This window comes from Corallococcus sp. CA047B (assembly GCF_003612065.1).
In the GTDB taxonomy this organism is placed as follows: Bacteria; Myxococcota; Myxococcia; order Myxococcales; family Myxococcaceae; genus Corallococcus; species Corallococcus praedator.
In genome coordinates, this window is sequence record NZ_RAWD01000002.1 from 93,726 (window position 1) to 111,322 (window position 17,597).

The 17,597-nt window shown below is 69.0% G+C and carries 21 protein-coding genes and 1 tRNA gene; 4 read left to right on the plus strand and 18 right to left on the minus strand.

What is annotated here, in order from left to right; all coding sequences use genetic code 11:
• Positions 1-16: 16 nt before the first annotated feature.
• The 12 genes from pheS to D7X74_RS00815 form a co-directional block, all read right to left on the minus strand.
• Positions 17-1,066 (minus strand): phenylalanine--tRNA ligase subunit alpha, encoded by a 1,050-nt coding sequence (pheS, locus tag D7X74_RS00765; RefSeq protein ID WP_120530962.1) that lies wholly within the window; start codon positions 1,064-1,066, stop codon positions 17-19.
• A gap of 128 nt (positions 1,067-1,194) precedes the next feature.
• Entirely contained in the window at positions 1,195-1,542 is a 348-nt protein-coding gene (gene rplT, locus D7X74_RS00770) for a 50S ribosomal protein L20 (protein ID WP_120530963.1), read from the minus strand.
• A 92-nt stretch (positions 1,543-1,634) separates the two neighbouring features.
• Positions 1,635-1,841, minus strand: coding sequence for a 50S ribosomal protein L35 (gene rpmI / locus D7X74_RS00775; RefSeq protein WP_120530964.1), 207 nt, complete (start codon positions 1,839-1,841; stop codon positions 1,635-1,637).
• 199 nt (positions 1,842-2,040) lie between these two features.
• On the minus strand, positions 2,041-3,969 hold the full coding sequence (gene thrS, locus D7X74_RS00780; RefSeq protein ID WP_120530965.1) for a threonine--tRNA ligase: 1,929 nt from the start codon (positions 3,967-3,969) through the stop codon (positions 2,041-2,043).
• Positions 3,970-4,055: 86 nt separating this feature from the next.
• Positions 4,056-4,127: transfer RNA gene (locus D7X74_RS00785), tRNA-Val, on the minus strand.
• A 77-nt stretch (positions 4,128-4,204) separates the two neighbouring features.
• The gene (locus D7X74_RS00790; protein ID WP_120530966.1) at positions 4,205-4,891 is read right to left on the minus strand and encodes a uracil-DNA glycosylase; all 687 of its coding nucleotides are present in this window, start codon (positions 4,889-4,891) and stop codon (positions 4,205-4,207) included.
• Positions 4,888-6,027 (minus strand): AI-2E family transporter, encoded by a 1,140-nt coding sequence (locus tag D7X74_RS00795; protein ID WP_370450698.1) that lies wholly within the window; start codon positions 6,025-6,027, stop codon positions 4,888-4,890. The genes D7X74_RS00790 and D7X74_RS00795 overlap by 4 nt, the downstream gene beginning before the upstream one ends.
• A 116-nt stretch (positions 6,028-6,143) precedes the next feature.
• On the minus strand, positions 6,144-6,887 hold the full coding sequence (locus D7X74_RS00800) for a FecR domain-containing protein (RefSeq protein ID WP_120530967.1): 744 nt from the start codon (positions 6,885-6,887) through the stop codon (positions 6,144-6,146).
• Entirely contained in the window at positions 6,884-7,270 is a 387-nt protein-coding gene (locus D7X74_RS00805; RefSeq protein ID WP_120530968.1) for a PEGA domain-containing protein, read from the minus strand. Before D7X74_RS00805 ends, D7X74_RS00800 begins: the two co-directional genes overlap by 4 nt.
• Positions 7,270-7,422: a hypothetical protein gene (locus D7X74_RS42850; protein WP_158622146.1), complete on the minus strand. Its 153-nt coding sequence runs from the start codon at positions 7,420-7,422 to the stop codon at positions 7,270-7,272. The genes D7X74_RS00805 and D7X74_RS42850 overlap by 1 nt, the downstream gene beginning before the upstream one ends.
• Positions 7,423-7,455: 33 nt before the next feature.
• Positions 7,456-8,274: an LPP20 family lipoprotein gene (locus D7X74_RS00810; protein WP_120530969.1), complete on the minus strand. Its 819-nt coding sequence runs from the start codon at positions 8,272-8,274 to the stop codon at positions 7,456-7,458.
• A gap of 198 nt (positions 8,275-8,472) precedes the next feature.
• Positions 8,473-8,805, minus strand: a complete 333-nt coding sequence (locus D7X74_RS00815; protein WP_120530970.1) for a PilZ domain-containing protein — start codon at positions 8,803-8,805, stop codon at positions 8,473-8,475.
• Between the two features lie 124 nt (positions 8,806-8,929).
• Here D7X74_RS00815 and D7X74_RS00820 point away from each other — a divergent pair, with 124 nt between their 5' ends.
• On the plus strand, positions 8,930-9,232 hold the full coding sequence (locus tag D7X74_RS00820; RefSeq protein ID WP_147446417.1) for a hypothetical protein: 303 nt from the start codon (positions 8,930-8,932) through the stop codon (positions 9,230-9,232).
• 11 nt (positions 9,233-9,243) lie between these two features.
• Positions 9,244-9,978, plus strand: coding sequence for an FKBP-type peptidyl-prolyl cis-trans isomerase (locus D7X74_RS00825; RefSeq protein WP_120530972.1), 735 nt, complete (start codon positions 9,244-9,246; stop codon positions 9,976-9,978).
• Between the two features lie 57 nt (positions 9,979-10,035).
• On the opposite strand, the gene D7X74_RS00830 is transcribed toward D7X74_RS00825, so the two are convergent.
• From D7X74_RS00830 to D7X74_RS00855, 6 genes are all read right to left on the minus strand, one after another.
• Positions 10,036-10,278: a hypothetical protein gene (locus tag D7X74_RS00830; RefSeq protein ID WP_120530973.1), complete on the minus strand. Its 243-nt coding sequence runs from the start codon at positions 10,276-10,278 to the stop codon at positions 10,036-10,038.
• Positions 10,275-10,925: a hypothetical protein gene (locus D7X74_RS00835; RefSeq protein WP_120530974.1), complete on the minus strand. Its 651-nt coding sequence runs from the start codon at positions 10,923-10,925 to the stop codon at positions 10,275-10,277. Before D7X74_RS00835 ends, D7X74_RS00830 begins: the two co-directional genes overlap by 4 nt.
• Before the next feature lie 42 nt (positions 10,926-10,967).
• Positions 10,968-13,073, minus strand: coding sequence for a hypothetical protein (locus tag D7X74_RS00840; RefSeq protein WP_199741735.1), 2,106 nt, complete (start codon positions 13,071-13,073; stop codon positions 10,968-10,970).
• Between the two features lie 90 nt (positions 13,074-13,163).
• The gene (locus D7X74_RS00845; protein ID WP_120530976.1) at positions 13,164-13,367 is read right to left on the minus strand and encodes a cold-shock protein; all 204 of its coding nucleotides are present in this window, start codon (positions 13,365-13,367) and stop codon (positions 13,164-13,166) included.
• 189 nt (positions 13,368-13,556) lie between these two features.
• Positions 13,557-13,760: a cold-shock protein gene (locus tag D7X74_RS00850; RefSeq protein WP_120530977.1), complete on the minus strand. Its 204-nt coding sequence runs from the start codon at positions 13,758-13,760 to the stop codon at positions 13,557-13,559.
• 121 nt (positions 13,761-13,881) lie between these two features.
• Positions 13,882-15,747, minus strand: coding sequence for a M2 family metallopeptidase (locus D7X74_RS00855; protein ID WP_199741736.1), 1,866 nt, complete (start codon positions 15,745-15,747; stop codon positions 13,882-13,884).
• A gap of 166 nt (positions 15,748-15,913) precedes the next feature.
• Here D7X74_RS00855 and D7X74_RS00860 point away from each other — a divergent pair, with 166 nt between their 5' ends.
• Together D7X74_RS00860 and D7X74_RS00865 are read left to right on the plus strand one after the other, a co-directional pair.
• Positions 15,914-17,029 carry a DHH family phosphoesterase gene (locus D7X74_RS00860; protein ID WP_120530978.1) on the plus strand — a complete coding sequence of 372 codons (1,116 nt, stop codon included), beginning with the start codon at positions 15,914-15,916 and terminating at the stop codon, positions 17,027-17,029.
• A gap of 19 nt (positions 17,030-17,048) precedes the next feature.
• The gene (locus tag D7X74_RS00865; RefSeq protein ID WP_233595426.1) at positions 17,049-17,588 is read left to right on the plus strand and encodes a DUF3105 domain-containing protein; all 540 of its coding nucleotides are present in this window, start codon (positions 17,049-17,051) and stop codon (positions 17,586-17,588) included.
• Positions 17,589-17,597 lie beyond the last annotated feature (9 nt).

Sequence of the window (17,597 nt, forward strand, 5' to 3'; positions counted from 1 at the left end):
GCCCATCCGGCTGGAATCAGAACTGCGCGAGGAAGCGTGCGTCGTTCTCGAACATCATCCGCAGGTCGTCGATGCCGTAGCGCAGCATGGCCAGGCGCTCCACGCCCATGCCGAACGCGTAGCCCGTGACTTCCTTCGGGTCGTAGCCCGCCGCGGTGAAGACGTTCGGATGCACCATGCCGCTGCCCAGCACCTCCAGCCACCCCGTCTGCTTGCAGACGCGGCAGCCCTTGCCACCGCACGACGCACAGGTGACATCCACCTCCGCCGACGGCTCGGTGAAGGGGAAGAACGACGGACGGAAGCGCGTGCGCGTGTCCGAACCGAAGAAGGCCCGCACGAACGCGTCCAGCGTCCCCTTCAGCTCCGCGAAGCTCACGTCCTTGTCCACCAGCAGGCCTTCCACCTGGTGGAACATGGGCGTGTGCGTGATGTCCGAATCCCGTCGGTACACCCGGCCCGGCATCACCGCGCGGATGGGCGGATTGCGCGACAGCATGTGCCGCACCTGCACCGGCGACGTGTGCGTGCGCAGCAGCGAAGGGCTGTCCGCCTTCTTCGCGTGACCCAGCGTCGGCTCGTCCACGTAGAACGTGTCCTGCATGTCCCGCGCGGGGTGGTCCTTGGGCAGGTTCAGCGCCTCGAAGTTGAAGTAGTCGAGTTCAATCTCCGGCCCGACGGCCACTTCGAACCCCAGCCGCGCGAACGTGCGGACGATGTCCTCCATCGTGCGGGACACCGGGTGCCGGCCACCGGGCAGCACCGCGCGCCCGGGCAGCGTCACGTCCAGCCTGGGGCCCTTGAGCTGGGCCTCCAGCGCGGCGTCCTCGGCGCGGCGCACGGCATCCGACAGGAGCTGCTCCAGCTCCGCCTTGACGGTGTTGGCCACCTCGCCCAGCGCTCTGCGCTCATCCGGGGGCAGCTTGCCCATGCCGCCCAGGATGGCGGACAGCTCGCCCTTCTTGCCCAGGTAGCGGATGCGCAGCGCCTCCACCTGAGAAGGCTCCGACACGCCCGCGATCTCCTGGCGCGCCGCGTCCGCCAACGCCTGCAACCGGTCTCGCATGGTCCTCTTCCCGCCTTCCGTTACGCGCCCCGGGCGCCATCCGACGCCGGGCAAAAAAAGAGGGCCGCCCCCGTGTTGGAGGCAGCCCGTTTGTCTTCAGGGGGCCGGCTTCAGGAGCCGGCCGGGTCTCAGGCTGCCTTCGCGATGTTGGCGACGGCGGCAAAGCCCGCGGGGTCCGCGATGGCCATGTCGGACAGGACCTTGCGGTCCAGGCCGATCTTCGCCTTCGCCAGACCGGCGATCAGCTTCGAGTAGGACAGGCCCACCGTGCGCGCCGCCGCGTTGATGCGGACGATCCACAGCGAACGGAAGTTGCGCTTGCGCACCGCGCGGTCGCGGGTGGCGTAGTCCAGGGCGCGTTCCACGGCCTGGTTGGCGCGCTTGTAGCAATTCTTGCGGCGGCCACGGAAACCCTTGGCCAGCTTGAGAATGCGATTACGACGACGACGAGCCTTGAATCCCTTTTTGACGCGCATGACACACTCCTGACTTCTTGAAGGTGACCCTGGGGTGCCGGCCTCACGCCGCTCCGCCAGGACTCACGGATGGTCCAAGCCCGAGGAAAAACTCAGGCCCCGTAGGGGAACAGCTCCTTGATGACCTTCTTCGCGTCCATGTCGCGCAGGTGACCGGTACCCCGGTTACCGCGCTTCTGCTTGGGCGACTTGGAGAAGGTGAACAGGTGCTTGCTGAAGGCCTTGCCGAACTTCACCTGGCCGCTCTTCTTCACCTGGAAGCGCTTCTTCGCGCTGCTGCGGGTCTTCAACTTGGGCATGGTCCCAATCCTTCCTTCTGCTTCCTGTCGGCACGGCAGCCATCGCGGCTGACGGCGGTTCGCGACACACGGTTCGCGGACGCTTTGAGCGGAAGCCTCTATCACTCTTTCGAGGCGTTGGGGGTAGCGTTTCCTACAGCCACCGCTGAAACCCCCGCCGTCCCACGTACTCCCCGTTCCTACAACCTCCTACCCCGGGTCAGGGCAGGGCCGCTTCCTTGGCCAGCAGCGCCTCGAAGTCGACGAGCTTCATCGACTTGAGGTCCTCGCCGCCGTAGCGACGGGGGGACACGGCGCCGGCTTCCACCTCGTTGTCGCCCACGACCAGGGTGAACGGGATCTTCTGGAGCTGGGCCTCGCGGATCTTCGCGTTGAGCGTGATGCCGCGCTCGTCCAGCTCCACCCGGTAGCCCTTGGCGCGCAGGTCGTCCCGCACCTTGCGGGCGTAGTCCAGCTGACGGTCCGCCACGTACACGAGCGTCGCCTGCACCGGGGCGAGCCAGGCCGGGAACGCGCCGGCGAAGTGCTCGATGAGGATGGCGGTGAAGCGCTCGAAGGAGCCGAAGATGGCGCGGTGGAGAACCACGGGGCGGTGCGGGGCGTTGTCCTCGCCCACGTACGTCAGGTCGAAGCGCTCCGGGGCCAGGTAGTCCAGCTGCATGGTGCCCAGCTGCCACCGGCGGCCGATGCTGTCCGACACCGCGAAGTCGATCTTCGGGCCGTAGAAGGCGCCGTCGCCCGGGGCCAGCTCGTACTCCAGGCCCAGCGATTCCAGCGCGGCCTTGAGGCCGTCCTCGGCGCGATCCCAGAGCGAGTCATCGCCCAGGCGCTGCACGGGACGCGTGGACAGCTTCACAGCGTAGGTGAGGCCCACCGCCTTGTAGACGCGATCCAGCAGCTTCACGAAGCGCCGCACCTCGTCGGTGATCTGGGCCTCCGTGCAGTAGATGTGCGCGTCGTCCTGCGCGAACTGGCGCACGCGGGTGAGGCCGCCCAGGGAACCGGCTGCCTCGTTGCGGTGCAGCACGTCCTGGGTGTGCAGGCGCAGGGGCAGGTCGCGATAGCTGTGCTTCTTGAAGCCGTAGAACAGGTGGTGCGACGGGCAGTTCATCGGCTTGAGGGAGAAGTCGTGCTCGCCGGACTCACTGTCGAGCACCAGGAACATGTTCTCCTTGTACTTGCCCCAGTGGCCGCTGGTCTCCCACAGCCCCTTGTTGAACATCAGGGGCGTCTTGATCTCCACGTAGCCGTCGCCGGCCGTGAGCGAGCGCATCCAGTCCGACAGCGTCTGGTAGAGCGTGGTGCCCTTGGGCGTCCAGAAGGCCGCGCCCGGCGCGTACGGGTGGAAGTGGAAGAGGTCCAGCTCCTTGCCCAGCTTGCGGTGGTCGCGCTTCTTCGCTTCCTCGATGCGCGTCATGTACGCATCCAGCGCCTTCTTGTCGAAGAACGCCGTGCCGTACACGCGCTGGAGCATCGGGTTGCGGTGGTCGCCGCGCCAGTAGGCGCCGCTGGAGGAGAGGATCTTGATGACGCCGATCTTCCCCGTGCTGGGCGCGTGGGGCCCCAGGCAGAAGTCCACCCAGTCACCGTGGGTGTAGAGCGTGAGCGTCTTGGCGCCCTTGGCGGCGATGTCCTTGACGATCTCCACCTTGAAGGTCTCGCCCTTCTCCTCGAAGAGACGCACGGCGTCCTCCATGGAGATCTCCGTGCGCACGAAGGGGGCGTCCTGCTTGAGCTCCGCGTTGGCGGCCGCCTCGATCTTCTCCAGTTCCTCCGGCGTGAAGGGCTTCTCGCGGAAGAAGTCGTAGTAGAAGCCCTCCTCCGTCGAGGGACCGATGGTCACCTGCGTGCCGGGGAACAGGCGCTGCACGGCGCTGGCGACCACGTGCGCGGCGTCGTGGCGGATGAGGTCCAGGCCTTCCGGGCTCTTGGGCGTGAAAATCTGGAGCTTCGCGTCCTCGTCGAGCGGGCGCGACAGGTCGACGTCCTGACCGTTCACCCGGGCGAACAGGGCCGCCTTCGCGAGCCCCACACCGATGCTGCCCTTCACGAAGTCCGCGATGGTCGTCCCGCGAGGCGTCTGCTTCTGGCTGCCGTCGGGGAGCGTCACCGTGATGGATTCGGACATGGCTTGAAAACCCCTGCGCTGGAAAAGCCACGGGCGGCAGGCTCTTTGGAAGCCTGCCGCCCGCGAGATGGAACGCTTACTGATGATGGGTCGTAGTGGGATCGAACCACTGACCCCTACCGTGTCAAGGTAGTGCTCTACCGCTGAGCTAACGACCCGTCGTGCGGATGGCGCGGGGAATAACAGCGGGCTCCCACACCTGTCAAGGAAACACGAACGGAGGGACTTCTGTTCCCTACTCCCTCGCGTCCAACAACACCCGGATCCGTTTCATCACCGTGTCGAACATGGCGGGCGTGAGCCTCCCCGTCTGGGTGTTCTGCTGGCTGACGTGGTAGCTGCCCACGAGCCACCGGCCGTCCGGCAGCCGGAACTCCGCGCCATGGCCGAAGGCGGGCCGGGGCGGAGGGATGACGCCGCCCGTGCGGGTCGCCGACGCCAGCGCGGCGTTCCACCCGATGGCCCCCAGGGCGAGCAGCACCCGGCCGGGCAAGAGGGCCATCTCCCGGTCCAGGAACGGCGCGCACCGGGCCAGCTCCTCCGGCAGGGGCTTGTTGTCCGGCGGGGCGCAGCGGGCGGCCGCGACGATGAAGGCGTCCGTCAGCTTGAGCCCGTCGTCGATGCGATCGCTCCGGGACTGGTTGGCGAAGCCCGAGCGGTGCAGGCCCGCCATGAGGAACTCCCCGGAACGGTCCCCGGTGAAGTACCTGCCCGTCCGGTTGGCGCCGTGCGCCGCGGGGGCCAACCCCACGATGATCAGCCGGGCCTGCGGATCCCCGAAGCCGGGGACGGCCCTGCCCCAGTAGTCCCAGTCCCGGTAGGCCCGCCGCTTCACCCGGGCCACCTCTTCGCGCCACTCGACGAGCCGGGGGCAGGCCCGGCACGCGATGATCTCCTGGTGCAGCTTCTCCAGCTTCGTCACGGACCGCCGGCTCCCCCCTTGTAGAGGTCCGTGCGGCGGTAGCGCTGGATGACCACGCTCAGGACGACCTTGAGGATGGCGCTGGCCGGCACCGCCAGCAGGATGCCCACGAAGCCGAACAGCTCCCCGAACGCGAGCACGGCGAGGATGACCACCACCGCCGACAGGCCCACCTTCTCGCCCACGACGCGCGGGGTGATGACGAAGCCCTCCAGCATCTGCCCCACCACGAAGGTCGCCGCCACCACCGCGAGCTGCCACGGCCCCTGCCACGACAGCAGGACGCCCAGCACCGCGAGCACCACACCGATGCCCGTGCCCAGGTACGGCACCATGTTGCCGAAGCCCGCGATGAGGCCGATGGCGATGGCCAGGTCGATGCGGGCCACGGACAGGCCCACCGCGTAGATGACCGACAGGATGGCGCCCACCGAGAGCTGGCCCTGGACGAAGGCGGACAGCACCTCGTCCACCTCGCGGAACCGCTGGCTCACCAGCGCCACCGAGCGGCGCGGCAGCAGGTCCTGGATGTTCCGCATGAGGCGCGGGTAGTCCTGGAGGAAGAAGAACGCCAGCACCGGCACCACCGACAGGCCCAGCAACGTGGCCACGAAGCGCGCGGTGTTGCCGGCGAAGCTCGCCACCAGCCGCGCCGCCGTGGGGCCCGCGCTCTGGAGCAGCTCGGAGGCCTTCTCGCCCAGTTCCGCGGTGCGCTGGCTCACCAGCTCCGGCAGCGACATGCCCAGGAGCGACTCCACCTGCGGCACCACCTGGGTGCTGGCCCGCGAGAAGAAGCCGGGCAGCTTCGCCGCCTCGTCGCGGAACACCGGCACCAGGTAAAGCCCCGCGCCCACCATCAGCAGCGTGCCCGCGACGAAGAGCAGCGACGTGCCCAGCGTGCGGTCCAGGCCGCGCTTCTCCAGCAGCGTCACCACCGGGTTGAACGCGTACGCGCCCGTCAGCGCCAGCAGCACCGGCACCGCCACCCCGCCGAACACCGACAGGAGCGCGAACACCAGCGCCAGCGAGCCCACCATCGCGCCGGACCACACCAGGTCCACCCTGCGGGCCGCCGCCTCGTCCAGGGCCGAGGGGTCACCGGCCGGGGGCACGGGCTCCGGGTGCACGACGTGCAGGACCGGGGACACCTCCGGGGACGCGGTGACCACCTGGGCCCGAGGGGCGACCTTCACCGCGCGCTCACTGCCTTTCTTGCGACGTCCGATGACCGGCCTCCCTGTCCCCGCCCATCCTACGGCGTCTTGGGCCCCTGATTGCGGGTGACGAACCGCCCGAAGGCGTCGCCCGCCACCTTGCGGTCCAGGGTGCCGACCTTCGCGGTGCCCAGCTCCGCGTCCACCACCACCTGCCGGTCCGCCTGGAGCTGGATGATCCTCTCCGTCCACTGCTCCTGCGTCACCTCCTGGGGCCCCGGCACCTGGGTGCGCTCCTTGCTGGCCTTCTCCAGGGGGGTGGACCTCACCAGCATCCGCGGCATCACCTGCACCTGGCCCTCCGCCACCTGCACCAGCGTGCGCGGGGAGAGGGCCCCCATGTACGTGGGCGCCGCGGCGTCCACCCGGAAGCGCGTGCCCCGGACGCCGGCCACCGCCCGGTCCGTCTCCACTTCGAACTTCGCGTCGGAGCCCGCGAGGGCCTTCTTGACGCTCGCCCAGAGCTTGCCCAGGCCCAGCCTCGCCACGAAGCCCTTGCGCTCCTGGCCCTCGAAGTCCGCCACGTTGATGAACAGCTGGCTGCCCTCCCCCAGCATCAGGACGCTGCCGTCGTTGAGCGTCAGCTTGAGGTTGGACTTCGGTCCGACCTCCAGCGTGTCCTTCACCTCTACGTCCGCGCCCACCGCCAGCGGCCGGGACACGCCACCCATGGGGTGGCGCGATGCCGTGCCCTCCAGCACCTCCACCCGGCCAATGGCCCCGAACGCCAGTCCCGGCAACAGGCCCGCCAGCACCGCCCACGTCCCGCGCAGTCGCTTCACGGAGCACCTCCGCCCGCCTCGGGGACGACGGGACGCAGCTTGACCTTCAGCGTCACCCGCGCCCCGCTGGGCTCGTAGTAGGTCGTGTACGGCCAGAAGCCCCGCTTCTTCACTTCCACCTGGTGGAAGCCCGAGTCGCCCAAGCGCAGGCTGCGGGACACGCTGGAGAAGTCGCTGCACAGGCCCTGCTGCACGCCGTCCAGCAGCACCTCCGCGTCCGCGGGTTCGCACCGGAGCACCAGGTCGCCGCGCTTGCCCTCGGCGGAGGCCATCAGCTCCCGCGCCCGGGCCACCGTCGCGGGCTGTTCCTGCTCCTGCTTCGCCGCGCAGCCGACCGCCAGCGCCGCCACCAACGGGCCCACCGCCGTCCACCGGACGCGCATCACAGCGCCACGGTCAGTTCAACGGTGTTGCCCGTCACGCCCGTCATGTGGACCTTCCGCTTCTGGAACGCCTTGTCCCCCAGTGGTCCGGCCAGCCCAGCGTGGGCGGAGGTCGTCAGGAACAGGCAGAGCAGGGAGCGTTTCAGGAGCATCGGCGTTCCTCGGGCTGCCACGGAAGTTCGCGGCTACTGCGTGACGATGGCGACCCGGCCCTCGGCCAGGAAACGCATGTTCGCCTCGGTGAGCGCGCGAGCCCCTTCCGCGTTGAGGACCAGGTCGGATCCCTGGAGCTGCGCGGCCTTCACCACCAGGGGCTTGTCGCCCACCAGCGTGGCCTTCTTGGCGGCGTCCAGGCTCTCGAACCAGGCCGCCACGCCCGTGGCACCGCGCGCCTCCTCGGTGAGCACCGTCGCGCCGTAGAGCGCCTTGCCCGCCGCGTCCACCAAGCGGGGCGCGAGCACCGGCTTCAGCCCCAGGCCCCGCGCGTCCACCACGAGGCCCGTGTACTTCGTCGCGCCCTCGGCATTGAGCACGATGGCCACATCCTGCGCGGGCGTCAGCGCCGCGGAGAGCGCCGCCAGCGGCACCTCCACGTCCAGCTCCACGCCGCTGTCGGAGAAGTAGCGCTTGGCGACGACCTTGTAGCCCTTGATGGCGCCTTCGACGCGGCCCTTCACCTCGTCGCGTGCCCACTCGTCGGCCACGGTGCGGCCCGCGCTCACCTGGATGCCCTTGGCCTGCTCCAGCAGGTTGCGGAACGCGTCCAGCTTCGCGGCGCGCTCGGCGCCCAGTCGCGCTTGCGCGGGATTGGCCGCCTTCAGGTCCGGGGCCCCGGCGCCCGTGGCGCGCAGGACCTGACCTTCCCAGTTGATGCCAGCACTGACGACGGCGCGCGCGGCTTCACCCGCGGCGGGCGTGGCGGGTGCGGCGACCTTCGCTTCCTTGCCCTGGCCCAGCGCCGTCAGCGGCACGACCAGCAACAAACCCCACAGCGAACGCCTCACGGAGCACCCCTCCCGCTGTCGCCGAGGATCCGGCGAGCGCACAGGAAACCACTCCGGTCATTCAAGGGGGCCACTCCGCGCGAAGTCAAGGCGACCCGGGGCATGGGCGGATCCACCGGACCCGACTTCCATGCGCACCGCGAACCGCCGGTGGCACCGCGTAATCACGGTGGCACACCCGCAGGGTAACGCCGAGCCTCAGTTCTCGTTCGCGTGACGGTCGACGTAGGCGTCGATCATCTTGCGGTGCCGCTCGGTGAGGAGGGTAAAGCGCACGCCCGACTGCTCGCGGCGGCCCAACTCCTTCCACTCGCGTACGACTTCACCCTCGGCGTAGATGATCTCCTCGGAGCCGGGGAGCTGGAACTGGAGGCCCACGCGACGCGCTTCGTGCTGGGGCTCGATGAGGCGAGACAGGCTGACGCCTTCCTGGCTGATGTCCGCGGCGCGGGTCATGTACGGCACGCCGCCCATGTACTTGTTGAGGTAGATGTCCAGGGGCGCTCGATTGGCCTTCCGCTTCTCGCTCATTGGCTCATGACCTCCGGCTGGTGCAACAGGCTGCTGCGGGGGTGCAGCGACCTGGAGGCACAGTACGGTCAGTCGTCATGCGCGCAAGAAAACGGCGCGCTCCAGGCGCGGTAGGCTGGGCATCATGCGCCGCGTTTTTCCGCTCGCTGGATTCTTCGCGCGGATCTGTGCGTGCGGTCTACCAGCGCACGTTCTTCCCGTCCCCGAGGGCACGTTGGCGCTGGAGGCGGGCGTCGGTGGGCCCGCGGTGCGGCTGGAGGGCGCGCCCGTTCCCCTGCCCCTGTCCACACTGGGCGCGAGCTACGGCCTGAATGGACGGTGGGACCTGCACGCCCATGCGCACCTCACGCCGCTGCTCGGCGTTGCGGGGGCGACGTGGCTCGCGCTGGATCAGGACGTGGTGGATATAGTCCCCCCATTCTCGTGAAAGGCGGAAGCATGCGTATGCAGTGGATGGCGGCCCTGGTGCTGGCGCTCGGCGCTCCGGGCTTCGCCCAGGCACAGCCCCCGACGAAGACCTCCAAGCCGGCCGCCGCGGCCGAGGCCAAGGCGCCCGCCGCGGCCCCCCTGGAACTCCAGACGGAGGACCAGAAGACGGTCTATTCGCTCGGCGTGTCGCTGGGGCAGAACGTGACGGCGCTCGCCCTGACGCCCGAGGAGATCCAGATCCTCCAGCGCGGCCTCCAGGATGCGCTCAGCGGCGCGGCGCCCGCCGTCGACCCCAAGGAACTCTCGCCCCGGCTCCAGACCTTCGCCAAGAACCGGCAGGCCCAGGCCAACGTCGCCACGCTGGAGCGCGCCGCGAAGGAACCCTCCACCACGAAGCTGCCCTCCGGCGTCCTCTACCGCGAGCTGACGGCCGGCACCGGCAAGAGCCCCCGCGCCACCGACACCGTGAAGGTGCACTACCGGGGCACCCTGGTCGACGGCACGGAGTTCGACAGCTCCTTCAAGCGCGGCGTGCCGGTGGAGTTCCCGCTCAACGGCGTCATCCCCTGCTGGACCCAGGGCGTGCAGAAGATGAAGGTCGGCGGCAAGGCGAAGCTCACCTGCCCCGCCAACACCGCCTACGGGGACCGTCCTCCGGCGGGTTCGCGCATCCCGCCGGCCGCCGTGCTCCAATTCGAGGTGGAGCTGGTGGAAGTGCCCGGCAACACCGCCGTCGGCCAGTAGGGCCGCACCGCTCGAAACACCGGGGGCCCGCGTCACTCGCGGGCCCCCGCTTCAACGTCACACCGGCGAGCGCACCGACCGGCCGCCGAAGGGCGGGTCCGCCATGATGGCCTGGGCCAGCCGGTCCGCGAAGGCACGCCCCTCCCGCGCGAAGGACTCGGACTCCTCTTCGTTCAGGAGCACGCGCACTTCGAACTGGACGATGCCGCCCACCACCACCTCGATGGACAGCGCTCCGTCCCGACCGCGCAGCACGCGGTACAGGAGCGGGCTCTGGAGGAGCACCTCCTCGTCGCTCACGGGATTTCCGCCACCTGGGCGTCGACCACCGGGGCGTTGATGACCATGATCTCCGGCACGCCGCCCGACGTGTAGCCGCCGAACTTGAAGCAGTCCTTGTCCTCGGGCGTGGTGCACTTCCACACGCCGGGGTCCGCGTCCACCGGCAGCCGCGCGCAGACCTTCCGGTCCGCCAGATCCAGCGTCATCATCCGCAACGGGCCTTCGAAGTTCTTCGCCGGCAGGCCCAGCGCCTGGCCCAGCACCGCGGGGTCGTGCTTCCCGTCCGCCGTCTTCGACTTCTCCACCGCGCCCTGGATGGTCTCCGACGGCGCCGCGAACAGGTAGCAGGCCACGTCGTTGCAGCGGCCGAAGTTCTTCGCGCCCGTCTGCACCACGAACTTCTGGTACGCGCTGTCCGTCATCAGCCAGGACACCTTGCCGTTCGCGAAGTTCTTCGCCACGTGCTGGTCGATGCCGTACGGGGTCGCGAGCGCGTCGGCCTGCTTGGAGATCTCCTTCTGCGTGGGATCACAGTTGTCGACCAGCGACGCCGCGGGAGGCTGCTCCGTCGGCTCCGGCGGCGGCTTCGTGCCGCCCTTCATCGAAGCACAGCCAACCACCGTCGACAGCGAGCCCAGCAACACCGCACGGAAAATAGGATTCATGGCCATTCCTTCAGTAGAGGTGAATGAAGAAAGGCCCGGATATCACAGGGCCGCTGCGGTGGCGCGCAACAACGACTCCGCGCTGACGGGGGCGCCGGTGGCGTGGCGCATCCATTCATCCGGCGTGACGGAGCCGTAAACGGCCATGCGTTCGAACTCCGCGCCCAGCGGGCCGTGCTGCTTCAGGTGCTCTTCAATCTGGAAGGCGATGAGGTGCCCGAGCGGGTAGTCCGGCAGGTAGAGCGGGTAGCTGATCATGTGGCTGTAGATGCCCAGCAGCGGGCTGTCCTTCCGGCCCAGCACCGGCGCGTAGTACTGGTTCCACACGTCGCGCGACACCTGGGCCACCGCGTCGCGCAGCTGCGCGGGCGTGGCGTCCGGGTGTTCGTACATCCAGTGCCACGTGGCCATGTCCACCAGCGCCACGCCGGCGATCTCCCAGGACTGCCAGAAGTCGTTGAGCACTCGCTCGCGCTCGCTCGCCGCGTCGGGCTTGCCCAGGCCCAGCAGCTCCAGGTCGCGCGCCTGGAAGACGAACGCGAGCGCTTCGGTGAAGGCGTTGTTGGGGACGCCGGACAAGAGCGTGTGGTCCACCTGGTACAGGCTGAAGACCTGCTCCACGTTGTGCCCCAGCTCGTGCACCGCGATGTTGTAGCCCTTGTAGTCCATGCCCCCCTTCTCCACGCGCGTGCGCAGGCGCGGGAAGTCCCCCCGGCGCAGCGCCTGCTGCGCATGGCCCGCGCCCCGGGACGCATCCACGCGGATGTACGAGGCCAGCATGTCCGCCTTCTGCTTCGTGAAGCCCAGTCCCTGGAGGATGCGGGGGATGTCGCGCGCGAACGCGTCCGCCGTGGGGTAGCGCTTGCGCGTCAGTTCATTCAGCTGCGCCTCCGGCATCTTCGCGCCCGGACGAAAGCCGGGATACCAGAGGTCCTGCGGCTCCAGCGGGCGGCCCAGCCGGGACTCGATGAGCTTCGCCACGCGCGGCACCAGCGGCGACGCGAGCAGCTCCGTGAGCAACGCGCGCACCCGCGCCTCCGGAAGGCCCCGCTCCAGCTCGAAGCTGCGCGCGATGCGCGTGGGGGCCACCGGTGAATACGGATCCGCCCGCCGCGAGGCCTGGAACGTGGCCAGCAGCCGCGCGTAGCGCGTGTCCGGCTCCGGGGCGACGTCCGCCTTCGCGGGACGCTCCGGGGCGTTGGGCTCCACCGACTCCGGCGGGGCCACCGTCACCGCGTTGGTGAACGGATCCCAGTCCACGCGCGGGTTGTCGATGACGGCCGCGGGGATGGACTGGGTGACGATGCGCTCCATCACCTGGACGATCATCCGCTGCTTCGCGAGCCCCGCCGCGTCCGTGTAGTCCGCCTTCAGCTCGTCGCGCAGGTTCCAGTGGCTGATGAGCCGCAGGCCCTTGGGGAACAGGCGCTGGCCCTTCGCGTCCACCAGGTGGTGCATCCAGACGTTGTATTCGGCGATGTAGAGGTTCGCGGCCGCGATGGCCTTCGACACCTGCTGCTCCACCTCCGCCGGCACGCGCCGGTTGAAGCGCGAGGCCAGCTTCGCCTCCGCCCACTGCCGCCGCGTCCACGAGGGGCCCGCCTTCACGCGCTCCTCCAGCGTGGTGAGCGGGAAGTTGAGCAGCGCGACGAAGCCCGGCTTCGCCTGGAACAGGTCCGACGTGACGTTGGAGGACGGATCGTACGCGGCCAGCAGCGGCTCCACCGGCAGGAGCGGCCCCAGGTCCAGGTCCGTGAACCACTGGAGCTCCCGGCCCAGCTCGTTCATGTGCCCGTCGAACTGTTCGAACAGGCCCTCCATGCGCCGGAACGTCGCGTCCAGCTGCGGCCCCTCCGGCAGGAACTGCTCGCGCACGAAGGCCGCCAGGTCCCCGTCGTCCGCGCGCCACAGCGAGGCCACCTGCTCCACGCCCCGCTCGATGCGGGCCCGCTGCGCCTCGCCGTGCTTCGCGACCAGCTCCGCCTTCAGCGCGGACAAGGCCTCTTTCGTCACGGGCGCGGACGGGGCGATGGCGCTCCGGGCGTCCGCCGGGAAGGGGGCCGTGGGGGTCGTGGAGGTGGCGCAGCCGAGGACGGCCACCAGCGGGAGGAAGCGCAGGCGCGAGACGCGCGAGGTAGGGGCGGGCATGCGGGCTCCGGAAAATACAAAAGGCCCGACCCGGGAGGATCGGACCTTCTGTGGGTGCATCAGGACGTCGTCACGAAGACGACGACGCGCTCAGATCGGGCGAACGTTCTGCGCCTGCAGGCCCTTGGGGCCGCGGGCGACGTCGAACTCCACCTTCTGGCCTTCGGCCAGCGAGCGGAAGCCATCCGCCTGGATCGACGTGTGGTGGCAGAAGAGATCCTCGCCCCCGCCGTCCTGCGTGATGAAACCGAAGCCCTTCGCATCGTTGAACCACTTCACGGAACCGGTAGCCATTGCCTGTTCTTCTTTCATCACGGATGGGCAGAGACGCCGTCCGGTCCTTACAGAGAGTCAACCCTACAAGACGGGCGCACACTAAGCACCGGTCCCACCGGAAGTCCACCCCACAAAATACAGAAGGTCCGACCCTGGGGGACCGGACCTTCCGGGGTGCTGCAAGAAGTCGTCAGGATGACGACAGGCTCAGATCGCGCGAACGTTCTGCGCCTGCAGGCCCTTCGGGCCCTTGGTCACTTCGAACTCCACCTTCTGGCCTTCGGCCAGCGAGCGGAAGCCGTCCGCGTTGATCGCGGTGTGGTGGCAGAACACGTCCTCGCCGCCGCCGTCCTGGGTGATGAAGCCGAAGCCCTTCGCATCGTTGAACCACTTCACGGTACCGGTCGCCATTGCCTTGTTCTTCTTTCATCTCGGACAGGGAGAGTCGCCGTCCGGTCCCACAGAGAATAACCCTACAAGACAGCAAGCAGCCTAGACGCCCCTCCCGGAACCTGTCTACTCCCTGTTCACGTCACCAGCCGCACTTCTGGCCCTTGTTCTGTTCCTGGAGCCAACGACGCAGTGGGGCGAAGTACTCCAGCATGGGCGTGGCATCCATCTGCTTGCCGCCCGTCATCGCGGACAGCGCCTCCGGCCAGGGCTTGCTCGAGCCCAGCTCCAGCATCGCCTGGAGCCGCTGACCCGCCGCCTTGTTGCCATAGATGGAGCACTCGTGGAGGGGGCCCTTGATGCCGGCCGCCTCGCAGAGCGCCTTGTGGAACTGGAACTGGAGGATCCGCGCGAGGAAGTAGCGCGTGTAGGGCACGTTGGAGGGCACGTGGTACTTGGCGCCCGGGTCGAAGTCCTGCTCCGTGCGGGCCGACGGCGCGCTCACGCCCTGGTACTTCTGGCGCATCGCCCACCAGCTCTTGTTGTAGTCCGCCGGCTTCACCTTCCCGCTGAAAACATCCCAGCGCCACTGGTCCACCAGCAGGCCGAAGGGCAGGAAGGCCACTTTCTCCAGAGCGTCCTTGAGCTGCAGGTTGATGACGTTCTTGTCGTTCTTTTCCACCGCGCTCAGCAGGCCCGCCTGCTGCAGGTAGGCCGGGGTGATGGAGAGCGTGAGCGCGTCGCCAATGGCCTCGTGGAAGCCGTCGTTGGCGCCGGCCTGAAAGAGGACGGGGAGCTTGTAGTAGTACGTGTAGTAGTAGTTGTGCCCCAGCTCGTGGTGGATGGTGACCAGGTCCTCCTCGGTGGGCTTGATGCACATCTTGATGCGCAGGTCGTTCTCGTACGTCACGTCCCAGGCGGAGGCGTGGCAGACGACGTCGCGGTCCTTCGGCTTGGTGAACTGCGAGCGCTCCCAGAACGTCTGGGGCAGCGGCTTGAGGCCCAGCGAGGTGAAGAACTTCTCCCCCAGCTTCACCATCTTCTGCGAGTCATAGCCCTGCTTCACCAGCGTGGCGCTGACGTCCAGGTCGGCCTGGCCGGGGAACGGCTCCACCAGCGGGTAGATGTTGTTCCACTCCTGCGCCCACATGTTGCCCAGCAGGTGCGCGGGGATGGGCTTGCCGGCGGGCACCTTCGCCTCGCCGTACTGCTTCGCGAGCCGGCCACGCACGTAGCAGTGCAGCTCGTCGTACATGGGCTTGACCTGGCCCCAGAGCCGCTGCGCCTCCTGTTCGAACTCCGCGGGCGGCATATCGTAGGACGACCGCCACAGGGTGCCCAGGTCACTGAAGCCGATGTCCTTCGCGCCCGCGTTGGAGAGGTTCACCAGCTGCGTGTACAGCGGGCGCATGGGGCGGCTGATGGAGTGCCAGCCCTGCCACGCGTCGAGCAGCGCGGCCTCGTCGCGGCTCTCCGCCATCACGTCGGACAGCTCCTCCAGGTCGCGGCACTTCGCCTTGCCGTCCTTGCCGCAGTACTTGCCCTTGCCGTACAGGCCCTCCAGCTTCGCGGCGGTGGCGGCCAGCTCCGCGCGCTGGGTGGCGTTGGCCGGGGCGGGCAGCGTCTGGGAGACGCGCAGCAGGTGCAGCATGCGCGCGGTGTCCGCATCCAGCGTCAGCCCGTCGAAGCGGCGCGAGTCCTTGATGGCGCCATTCACGTAGGCCATCACCTCCTCGTTGACGGAGGCCGCGTTCCGCTCCGTGTCGTCGGTGATGTAGGTGGACTTGATCCACTCGGCGGTGGCCTGCCGGGTCCAGAGCTGCTTCAGGTCCGCGTTGAGCTTCTGCGCGAACTGCTTCGCCTCGGCGGGCGTGGCCTTGGTGGCCGGAGCAGCCGGGGCCTTGGGGGTCGCGGCGGGCGTGGTCTGCGCGCCGGCGGTGGTGGCCGCCAGCGACAGGGCGGCCAGGGCCGCGCGCATCAGGGGCTGAGGGAGGAGGGTCCGGGTCATGGGCGCGGACACTAGGGGAACTGGCGGGCCATCGCACCCGTGAAGTAGGACGCCGCGGTGCGTCCATGATGGCCCGCGAAGAGGGACGGCGCGGGTCGAACGGGGAGCAGCCAGCCATGACAAGCCGTCCCTGCCGCGCAGCTACAGGGAGTGACAGCTTTCTTCCATGCTGCTCGGACACACCAGGGATGCCAGTTGGCCCGCTCCGGAGCCGGAGCTGGCGAAGGCCCGGCGGTTCCTGGAGGACTGCCGGGGCAAGCACGTGCTGGTGGTTCCGCACCCGAGCGCGGATGGGCTCGCGTCCGGCGTGCTGATGCTGCGAGCGCTCCAGTCCCTGGGTGCACGCCCGACCGCTCGGCTGCCGGGCAAGGGAGAGGACCTCCACTCCGAGACCTTCCTGGAGCGCCTGGGCACGGCTCCGGCGGAGGCGATGGTGGTGCTGGACATGGGCAACCGCTGGGGTGGGCCCCTCTTGCCCGGCGTTCCCACGCTCGTCGTGGATCGCCATGACCGTCAGGGAGCGAACGGATTCCCACCGGAGGTCCAGGTGCTGAGCGCGCACGGCCACGAGCCCGTCGCCAACACCAGCGTGCTGACCTACGTCCTGATGTCGCACTTCGTCGTGCCGGGGCCGCTGGAGTGGCTGGCCGCGCTGGGCACCGTGGCGGCACTGGGCCCGGATGCGCCGATGCCCTTCCTCAAGGACGCGCTGCGGCGGGCGAAGCGGACGGCGGTGGTGGAGACCGTCTCGCTGTTGAACGCGGCCACGCGCTCCCACCGCGTCGCCACCCCGCTGGCGATGCAGGTGCTGCTGCGCGCGGGGAGCGCGTCGGACATCCTCGAGAGCCGCGTGCTGGGCGTGGATGCGCTGCGCGACTGCCGGCTGGAGGTCCAGCGTGAGGTGGTGCGCTGCGCCAAGACGCCACCGCGCTTCGCGGGCAAGGTGGCCCTGCTGCTGTTCAGTTCCGAAACCCAGGTGCATCCGCTGGTCGCGGTGCGATGGGCGCAGCGGATGCCCGACCATGTCGTCATCGCCGCGAACACCGGCTACCTGCCCGGCCGCGTGGACTTCACGCTGAGAAGCCGCGCGCCGTTGAACCTGAAGGGCCTGATGCGGGACTGGGAGCGGCCCACGCTGGAAGAGACCTCCGAGGAAGGCGATGTCCGGCACGTGGCCAGTGGCAGCCTGCCGCCCGCGGACTTCCTGCGCATGATGGAGGGCATGGGCTTCCGTGGACTGAACGGCCGCGACGTGGAGCGACGCGGCGTCGCGCCCGGATGATTGCGATATGACAGGGCGGATGCTTCGCGCCCTCCCTGCCCTCCTCCTCGCGTCGTGCCTCGCTTGCGGTTCCACCACCGATGACCCGACTCCGGGCGGAGAGGCTTGTGAGCGCTTCTCCTTCCCACTGTCCGCCGTCACCGCGTCCAACCACGTGAGTTCGTGCGGCAGCACCGCGTGCGGCAACGGCGAGAACCCGCCCAACTCCGGCATGCACTGCCCCACATGGCTGCAGTGCCAGAGCTACACCACGGAGCAGCCGCGCTGCTCGTGGCTGCACAACCTGGAGCACGGGCACGCGGTGTTCCTCTACAACTGCCCGGAGGGTTGCGCCGACGAGGTCGCGAAGCTGGAGGCCGCGCAGGCCCGCGCCGCGCAGGGCAGCAACGGCGTTCGTCGCGCGCTCGTCGCTCCCGACGCGCAGCTTCCCCAGCGCTTCGCCGCGATGTTGTGGCGCCGCACGTACCTGATGGACTCCGTGGATCCGGAGGCCCTCGCGTGCCTCCTGGCGTTGCAGGATGCGGATGCGCCCGAGCCCGGTCTGCTCTGCTCTCCGTGAAACAACCGT

What these genes read in the sequence shown, in the direction of transcription:
- D7X74_RS00860 (WP_120530978.1), top strand. Translation starts at nt 15,914, where the DNA reads ATGCTGCTCGGACACACCAGGGATGCCAGTTGGCCCGCTCCGGAGCCG.
- D7X74_RS00825 (WP_120530972.1), top strand. Translation starts at nt 9,244, where the DNA reads ATGCGTATGCAGTGGATGGCGGCCCTGGTGCTGGCGCTCGGCGCTCCG.
- D7X74_RS00805 (WP_120530968.1), bottom strand. Translation starts at nt 7,270, where the DNA reads ATGCGCGTCCGGTGGACGGCGGTGGGCCCGTTGGTGGCGGCGCTGGCG.
- D7X74_RS00865 (WP_233595426.1), top strand. Translation starts at nt 17,049, where the DNA reads ATGCTTCGCGCCCTCCCTGCCCTCCTCCTCGCGTCGTGCCTCGCTTGC.
- rpmI (WP_120530964.1), bottom strand. Translation starts at nt 1,841, where the DNA reads ATGCCCAAGTTGAAGACCCGCAGCAGCGCGAAGAAGCGCTTCCAGGTG.
- pheS (WP_120530962.1), bottom strand. Translation starts at nt 1,066, where the DNA reads ATGCGAGACCGGTTGCAGGCGTTGGCGGACGCGGCGCGCCAGGAGATC.
- D7X74_RS00840 (WP_199741735.1), bottom strand. Translation starts at nt 13,073, where the DNA reads ATGCCCGCCCCTACCTCGCGCGTCTCGCGCCTGCGCTTCCTCCCGCTG.
- D7X74_RS00815 (WP_120530970.1), bottom strand. Translation starts at nt 8,805, where the DNA reads ATGAGCGAGAAGCGGAAGGCCAATCGAGCGCCCCTGGACATCTACCTC.
- rplT (WP_120530963.1), bottom strand. Translation starts at nt 1,542, where the DNA reads ATGCGCGTCAAAAAGGGATTCAAGGCTCGTCGTCGTCGTAATCGCATT.
- D7X74_RS00855 (WP_199741736.1), bottom strand. Translation starts at nt 15,747, where the DNA reads ATGACCCGGACCCTCCTCCCTCAGCCCCTGATGCGCGCGGCCCTGGCC.
- D7X74_RS00835 (WP_120530974.1), bottom strand. Translation starts at nt 10,925, where the DNA reads ATGAATCCTATTTTCCGTGCGGTGTTGCTGGGCTCGCTGTCGACGGTG.
- D7X74_RS00850 (WP_120530977.1), bottom strand. Translation starts at nt 13,760, where the DNA reads ATGGCGACCGGTACCGTGAAGTGGTTCAACGATGCGAAGGGCTTCGGC.
- thrS (WP_120530965.1), bottom strand. Translation starts at nt 3,969, where the DNA reads ATGTCCGAATCCATCACGGTGACGCTCCCCGACGGCAGCCAGAAGCAG.
- D7X74_RS00820 (WP_147446417.1), top strand. Translation starts at nt 8,930, where the DNA reads ATGCGCCGCGTTTTTCCGCTCGCTGGATTCTTCGCGCGGATCTGTGCG.
- D7X74_RS00845 (WP_120530976.1), bottom strand. Translation starts at nt 13,367, where the DNA reads ATGGCTACCGGTTCCGTGAAGTGGTTCAACGATGCGAAGGGCTTCGGT.
- D7X74_RS42850 (WP_158622146.1), bottom strand. Translation starts at nt 7,422, where the DNA reads ATGCTCCTGAAACGCTCCCTGCTCTGCCTGTTCCTGACGACCTCCGCC.